Raw genomic sequence first — 5772 nt, 5'->3', positions numbered from 1 at the left:
GCAAGATCGGCATGGGCGCCCTGCGCACGTACCTGCTGATCGCGATGATCATGGTCATCATCAAGATCGTCCAGACCGCGCTGAACCACTGAGCCGGACGCCGGGGGCGGCGCCCCGAACGACCGCCGCCGCCCCCGGCCCGCCCCGGAACCCTCAACCACCCCGCACCCGGGGGGAAGGAAGGGAGTACGGCCATGCGCACCAACCCCCTGTTCCACCGCTGCCCGAGCATCCGACTCACCCTGCACGACGGCGTCGAGCGCACCTACCGCCTCGACGACCCCGGCGCCTGCCCCCGTTCGGGCACGCCCGACAGCCCGGCCTCCGCGTACGAGCCGCGCGTCCACCTGGCCTACCTGCTGGCCCGCCAGGGGCACCGCCCGGACTGGCTCGCCGCCTTCGCGGACCTCCCGCCGGCCGCCGCGCACCGCCTCGCCCACGCGGCTGCCCACCACCTGGCCGCCGCCGCGACCGCGGCCTGAGGCCCGGAGGCCGAGCCCTCGAAATCCGACGAACACTCATTTCCAGTGCCCATGGGCGCAGTTGTTCACAGTTCATTGTCCCGTCACGGAGGTGACCAGCCATGTCCATCGTCGCCGCGTTCCAGCCCGCCCTCCCGTCCACCGACCGCGGCCGCCTGCGCGCCGCCCTCGCCGCGGTAGGCCGACGGCTGGCGCAGAGCCCGCTCGACAGCCCCGTCCTGCAGGCCGTCGCCGCCCCGGTCGCCGCCGAATCGACCGGCCGCCCGGTCCGGCCGCGGGCCGTCTGGCACGCCGTCACCGCGCCGGACGGGACCACCCGGCTGGAAGCCTCCTGGCACCCCGGGCACTGAACCGACCGACCCACCAGCCGAAGGAGCATCGCCATGGCCGTGCGCTACCGCAGGCTCGACGCCATCTTCTCGGACCACGCCCCCGTCCCCACCCGGCGGCCGACACCCGACCCGCAGTCCCCCGCCGACCCGGACAACGGCCTCGTGGTCGACCCCGATCAGCGCACCGTCACCGTCGACGGCCAGCAGCTCGACCTGCCGTACCTGGAGTTCGAACTCCTCGCGCACCTGGTCGGCAACCCGCTGCGGGTGCACTCCCGCCGCCAGTTGATGGAGACGGTCTGGGGCCGGCCGGACACCGGCGACACCCGCACCATCGCCACCCACATAGCCCGGATCCGCCGCAAGCTCGGCCCCGGCCACCGGGAGGCGATCGCCACCGTCCGGCAGATCGGCTACAAGTACGATCCCCGGCTGGTCCGCGCCGCCTGAACGACAGCTCCACCCGGCCACGTCATCGGAGGAGGACACCGCAATGACCGGAACCGCCCTGTTCGCACGGACCGGCAGAGGGACCGCCCTGTGCGGCGTCCTCCTCCTGCTCGGCCTCCAGACCGTCGCCCTCGCCCTCGCCCCGGCCCCGCTGCGGCCCTTCCTGTCCGGCGTGCTCATCGGCGCCGCGACGGCCGGGCTGCTGCTCGCCCTGCTGCTGGCCCAGAGCCGGCGGCAGGCGGGCCGCCCGCTCGCGGACCGGGCCGTCGCAGTCGAGGACGACACCCAGTGGTTCAGCGCCCGCTCGCTGGAAGGCTTCCCGATGGAGCAGGTCCGCCCGCTGCTGCTCGCCCCCGGCGCCCCGGGCCTGAACCGGCTGTACACCGCCTGGGTGTTCGCCACCCACGGGCACGACCCGCAGTGGATCGCCAACCACCTGGACCTGCCCACCCCGACCGCCCGGCTGCTGGTCGCCGCCGCCCGGCAGCACGCCACGTCCACCCTGACCGCACCGTCCGACAGGAGGCCGCAGTGATCACGGCCCTCGACCACGTCCAGCTCTCCGCCCCACCCGGCAGCGAGGCCCTGCTGCGCGCCTTCTACGGCGACGTCCTGCAGATGGCCGAGCTCCCCAAGCCCCAGCCGCTCACCGGACGCGGCGGCTGCTGGTTCGCCGCCGACGGCGGCCGGGTCCGGCTCTACCTCGGCATCGAGGAGCGCTTCCGTCCCAGTACCAAGGCCCACCCCGGGATGGCGGTCTGCGAGATCGACGACTTCGCCGTACGGCTGGCCGAACTCGGCGCCCAGGTGGTCTGGGACGAGAGCCTGCCGCCCCGGCGCCGCTTCTACACCACCGACCCGGTCGGCAACCTGCTGGAGTTCGTCGAGGCGGCGAGCTGACCGGCCGGTCCGGCACCGGTCCATTTGCATACGGACGTCAACAGGGAGCAGACTGCCCGGGTTTGCGCGCCGGAGGTCCCGTCATGTCCTTGCTGAAGTCCGCCCCGGACCTGTCCCGGGGCCCGCTGCCGCCCCGGGCCGCGCGCCGCCGGGCCCGGACGGTCTGGGTGGACGCGGTGGTGGCGGCCGCCGTGCTGGTCCTGCTCTACCTGGCGCTGCGGGTCGGGCAGGACACCACCGTGCGGTTCGCCACCGCCCGGGACGCGACCGTCTCCATCGACCCGTCCCACCTGCCGTACTACGCCGCGCGCTCGCTGCTGCGGATGTTCGCCGCGCTCGTGCTCTCGGTCGTCTTCACCTTCGGCTACGCCTACGCCGCCGCCCGCAGCCGCCGACTGGAACGGGTGCTCATCCCGGCGCTGGACATCCTCCAGTCGGTGCCGGTGCTGGCCTTCCTCACCGTCGCGGTGACCGGCTTCCTCGCCCTGTTCCCCGGTTCGATGCTGGGCCTGGAGTGCGCCGCCGTGTTCGCCATCTTCACGTCCCAGGCGTGGAACATGACCTTCGGCTTCTACCACTCGCTGGTCTCGCTGCCGCGCGAACTCGACGAGTTGTCGCGGTCGTTCCGGTGCAGCCGGTGGATGCGGTTCTGGAAGGTGGAGCTGCCCTCGGGGATGATCGTCCTGGTCTGGAACGGCATGCTCAGCTTCGGCGGCGGCTGGTTCTTCCTCGTCGCCTCCGAGGCGATCACCGTCGACAACGAGCGGTACGCGCTGCCCGGGGTCGGCTCCTACGCGGGCGCCGCCATCGCCGCCGGGGACCTCGGCAGCGTCGGCTGGGCGATCGCCACCATGGCCGTCCTCGTCGTCGGCGTCAACTTCCTGTTCTGGCGGCCGCTCACCGCCTGGGCCGAGCGCTTCCGCAACGAGCAGTCCGAGGCCACCGAGGTGCAGCGCTCCACGGTCCTCGACCTGCTGCGCCGCTCCCACCTGCCCGCGCTGCTCGGGCGGGCGCTGCGGCCCCTCGGGCGGGCGCTGAACCGGGCCGGGCGGGTGTTCGGCACCGACGACCGCCCGCTCGCCGTCCACCCGGCCTGGCAGCGGGCCGGGGACGTCACCTTCGCCCTGGTCTCCGGCGGCATCGTGCTCTGGGGCCTGGTCGACCTCGGCCGCTACCTCGCCCACCGCACCGGACTCGGCGTCTTCGGCGAGCCGCTGCTGCTCGGGCTGGCCACCCTGGCCCGGGTGGTCGTCCTGGTCGCGGTGGCCACCGTGGTCTGGGTGCCGGTCGGGGTGAGGATCGGCTTCTCGCCCCGGCTGACCCGGATCGCCCAGCCGCTGGTCCAGATCCTCGCCAGCTTCCCGGCCAACTTCCTCTTCCCGCTGGTGGTCTGGCTGCTGCTTCGCACCGGCCTGTCGATCGACCTCGGCGGCATCCTGCTGATGGCCCTCGGCGCCCAGTGGTACATCCTGTTCAACGCCATCGCCGGCGCCATGGCCATCCCCAGCGACCTGCGCGAGGCCATGGACGACCTCGGCGTGCGCGGCTGGCAGCGCTGGCGGCGGCTGATCATCCCGGGGATCTTCCCGGCGTACGTCACCGGCGGCATCACCGCCTCCGGCGGGGCGTGGAACGCCGCCATCGTCTCCGAGGTGGTCACCTTCGGCGGCACCACCCTGACCGCCACCGGGCTCGGCGCGTACATCGCCCGGGCCACCGAACGCGGCGACCACCCGCACCTGCTCGCCGGGGTGGCGGTGATGAGCCTGTACGTCGTCGCCCTCAACCGCCTGCTCTGGCGCCGGCTGTACCGGCTGGCCGAGCGCCGCTACTCGCTCCATTGAGGTTCCGTCCGATGCGTTTGCCGTTCCTCCGTCCCGCCGCCGTCGCCCCCGTGGCCGCGGTCCCGCCGGACTCCCCGGCCCCGCCGGCCCCGCCGGTCGACGACGGGATCATGCTGGAGACCGTCGGCCTCACCAAGGCCTACGCCGGGGCCGACGGCGAACTGCCGGTGCTCTCCGGGATCGACCTCACCGTCCGGTCCGGCGAGATCGTCGCCCTGCTCGGCCGCTCCGGCTCCGGCAAGTCCACCCTGCTGCGCTGCCTGGCCGGCCTCCTGCCGCCCAGCTCCGGCACCGTCCGCTACCGCGGCACCCCGCTCACCGGCGCCAACCCCGGCACCGCGCTGGTCTTCCAGACCTTCGCCCTGTTGCCCTGGCTGACCGTCCGGCAGAACGTCGAACTCGGCCTGGAGGCCCGCGGGGTGCCGCCCCGCGAACGCGCCCGGGCCGCCGACCAGGCCATCGACCTGATCGGCCTGGCCGGCTTCGAGTCCGCCTACCCCAGGGAGCTCTCCGGCGGCATGCGCCAACGGGTGGGCTTCGCCCGGGCGTTGGTGGTCGAGCCGGACGTGCTGATGATGGACGAGCCGTTCTCCGCGCTCGACGTGCTCACCGCCGAGAACCTGCGCGGCGAACTGATGGAACTGTGGGAATCCGGCCAGTTCCCCACCCGTGCCGTCGTACTGGTCACCCACAACATCGAGGAGGCGGTCCTGATGGCGGACCGCATCGTCGTCCTCGGCTCCCGCCCGTACGGCACCATCCGCGAAACCGTCGAGGTCGACCTCGACCGCCCGCGCGACCGCGACTGCGCCGCCTTCGACGAACTGGTCGACCGGGTCTACCGGATCATGACCGGCCGCCCCAAGGAGACCCGCCCGCCCGGCCGCCCCGACCCTGGCCGCGCCGACGCGAACCGCCCCGACCGCCGCACCCTCGCCACCACCCCGCTGCCCACCGCCAGCGTCGACGGCCTCTCCGGCCTCGCCGAGATGATCGCCCACCGCGGCGGCCGCTGCGACCTCGCCGACCTCGCCGACGAACTCGGCCTCGACATCGACGACATGCTGCCCCAGGTCGACGCCCTCGACCTGCTCGGCTTCGCCGAGATCCACGGCGACGACCTCCTCCTCACCGAGGACGGCACCGCCTTCGCCCACGCCGACGTCCAGGACTCCCGCGCCCTCTTCGCCGCGGCGGCGGTGGAGGTGCCGCTGGTCAGACTGATCACCAACAGCCTCCGCGGTGAAGCGGGCGCCACCGTCCGGGCCGGTTTCTTCCGCGATCTGCTCGCCCACCACTACACCAGCGAGCAGGTCGACCGGCAGCTGGAGACGGCGACGGACTGGGGCCGCTACGCGGGCCTGTTCGGTTACGACGCGGCCCGGCGGGAGTACCGGCTGGACGAGGCATTCCCGGGGACAATGCTGCCGTGACGGCACGGCAACTGGACAGAGGGCACGGGATGTTGAACAGGCGTGGATTCCTCGGATCGGTCGGCGCGGCGGGGTTGGTACCGTACGCGGCAGCGAAGTCGGCGGCGGGCGCCGGGACGCCGAGCCACGAGCGGTTCATGGAGCAGGCGATCGAGGAGGGCCGCAGGAACGAGCGCTACCCGTTCGGGGCGGTGATCGTGCGCTCGGACCGGGTGGTGGCCCGGGGTGGGGGGGGGGGGGGGAGGGACCCAAAACCAAAGAAAAACGCCCCCCCCCCAAAAACAGCAACAAACCCACAGGAAACAAAACTGGAAGGGAAGAACACACACCC

The 5772-nt window shown here is 73.1% G+C and carries 8 protein-coding genes; all 8 read left to right on the top strand.

The window, feature by feature from the left end:
• Positions 1-194: 194 nt before the first annotated feature.
• Complete coding sequence (locus ACFQ87_RS43875; protein WP_380616647.1) at positions 195-482, top strand: hypothetical protein; 288 nt, start codon at positions 195-197, stop codon at positions 480-482.
• Positions 483-583: 101 nt separating this feature from the next.
• Positions 584-832, top strand: coding sequence for a hypothetical protein (locus tag ACFQ87_RS43870; protein WP_380616646.1), 249 nt, complete (start codon positions 584-586; stop codon positions 830-832).
• Positions 833-865: 33 nt separating this feature from the next.
• Entirely contained in the window at positions 866-1264 is a 399-nt protein-coding gene (locus tag ACFQ87_RS43865) for a winged helix-turn-helix domain-containing protein (protein WP_380616645.1), read from the top strand.
• Between the two features lie 43 nt (positions 1265-1307).
• On the top strand, positions 1308-1799 hold the full coding sequence (locus ACFQ87_RS43860) for a hypothetical protein (protein WP_380616644.1): 492 nt from the start codon (positions 1308-1310) through the stop codon (positions 1797-1799).
• A complete protein-coding gene (locus tag ACFQ87_RS43855; protein WP_380616643.1) occupies positions 1796-2164 on the top strand; it encodes a glyoxalase in 369 nt (122 codons plus the stop codon). Before ACFQ87_RS43860 ends, ACFQ87_RS43855 begins: the two co-directional genes overlap by 4 nt.
• Positions 2165-2247: 83 nt before the next feature.
• The gene (locus tag ACFQ87_RS43850) at positions 2248-4008 is read left to right on the top strand and encodes an ABC transporter permease (RefSeq protein WP_380616642.1); all 1761 of its coding nucleotides are present in this window, start codon (positions 2248-2250) and stop codon (positions 4006-4008) included.
• Between the two features lie 11 nt (positions 4009-4019).
• Complete coding sequence (locus ACFQ87_RS43845; RefSeq protein ID WP_380616641.1) at positions 4020-5441, top strand: nitrate/sulfonate/bicarbonate ABC transporter ATP-binding protein; 1422 nt, start codon at positions 4020-4022, stop codon at positions 5439-5441.
• Between the two features lie 137 nt (positions 5442-5578).
• A partial coding sequence (locus ACFQ87_RS43840) for a hypothetical protein (protein ID WP_380616639.1) occupies positions 5579-5772 on the top strand: 194 nt, incomplete at its 3' end.

It is taken from the genome of Kitasatospora sp. NPDC056531 (genome assembly GCF_042794375.1).
In the GTDB taxonomy this organism is placed as follows: domain Bacteria; phylum Actinomycetota; class Actinomycetes; order Streptomycetales; family Streptomycetaceae; genus Kitasatospora.
This window is presented reverse-complemented; position numbering and strand designations above follow the sequence as displayed.

Coding starts and splice junctions, on each gene's coding strand:
- ACFQ87_RS43845 (WP_380616641.1), top strand. CDS start 4,020: ATGCGTTTGCCGTTCCTCCGTCCCGCCGCCGTCGCCCCCGTGGCCGCG.
- ACFQ87_RS43865 (WP_380616645.1), top strand. CDS start 866: ATGGCCGTGCGCTACCGCAGGCTCGACGCCATCTTCTCGGACCACGCC.
- ACFQ87_RS43850 (WP_380616642.1), top strand. CDS start 2,248: ATGTCCTTGCTGAAGTCCGCCCCGGACCTGTCCCGGGGCCCGCTGCCG.
- ACFQ87_RS43870 (WP_380616646.1), top strand. CDS start 584: ATGTCCATCGTCGCCGCGTTCCAGCCCGCCCTCCCGTCCACCGACCGC.
- ACFQ87_RS43860 (WP_380616644.1), top strand. CDS start 1,308: ATGACCGGAACCGCCCTGTTCGCACGGACCGGCAGAGGGACCGCCCTG.
- ACFQ87_RS43875 (WP_380616647.1), top strand. CDS start 195: ATGCGCACCAACCCCCTGTTCCACCGCTGCCCGAGCATCCGACTCACC.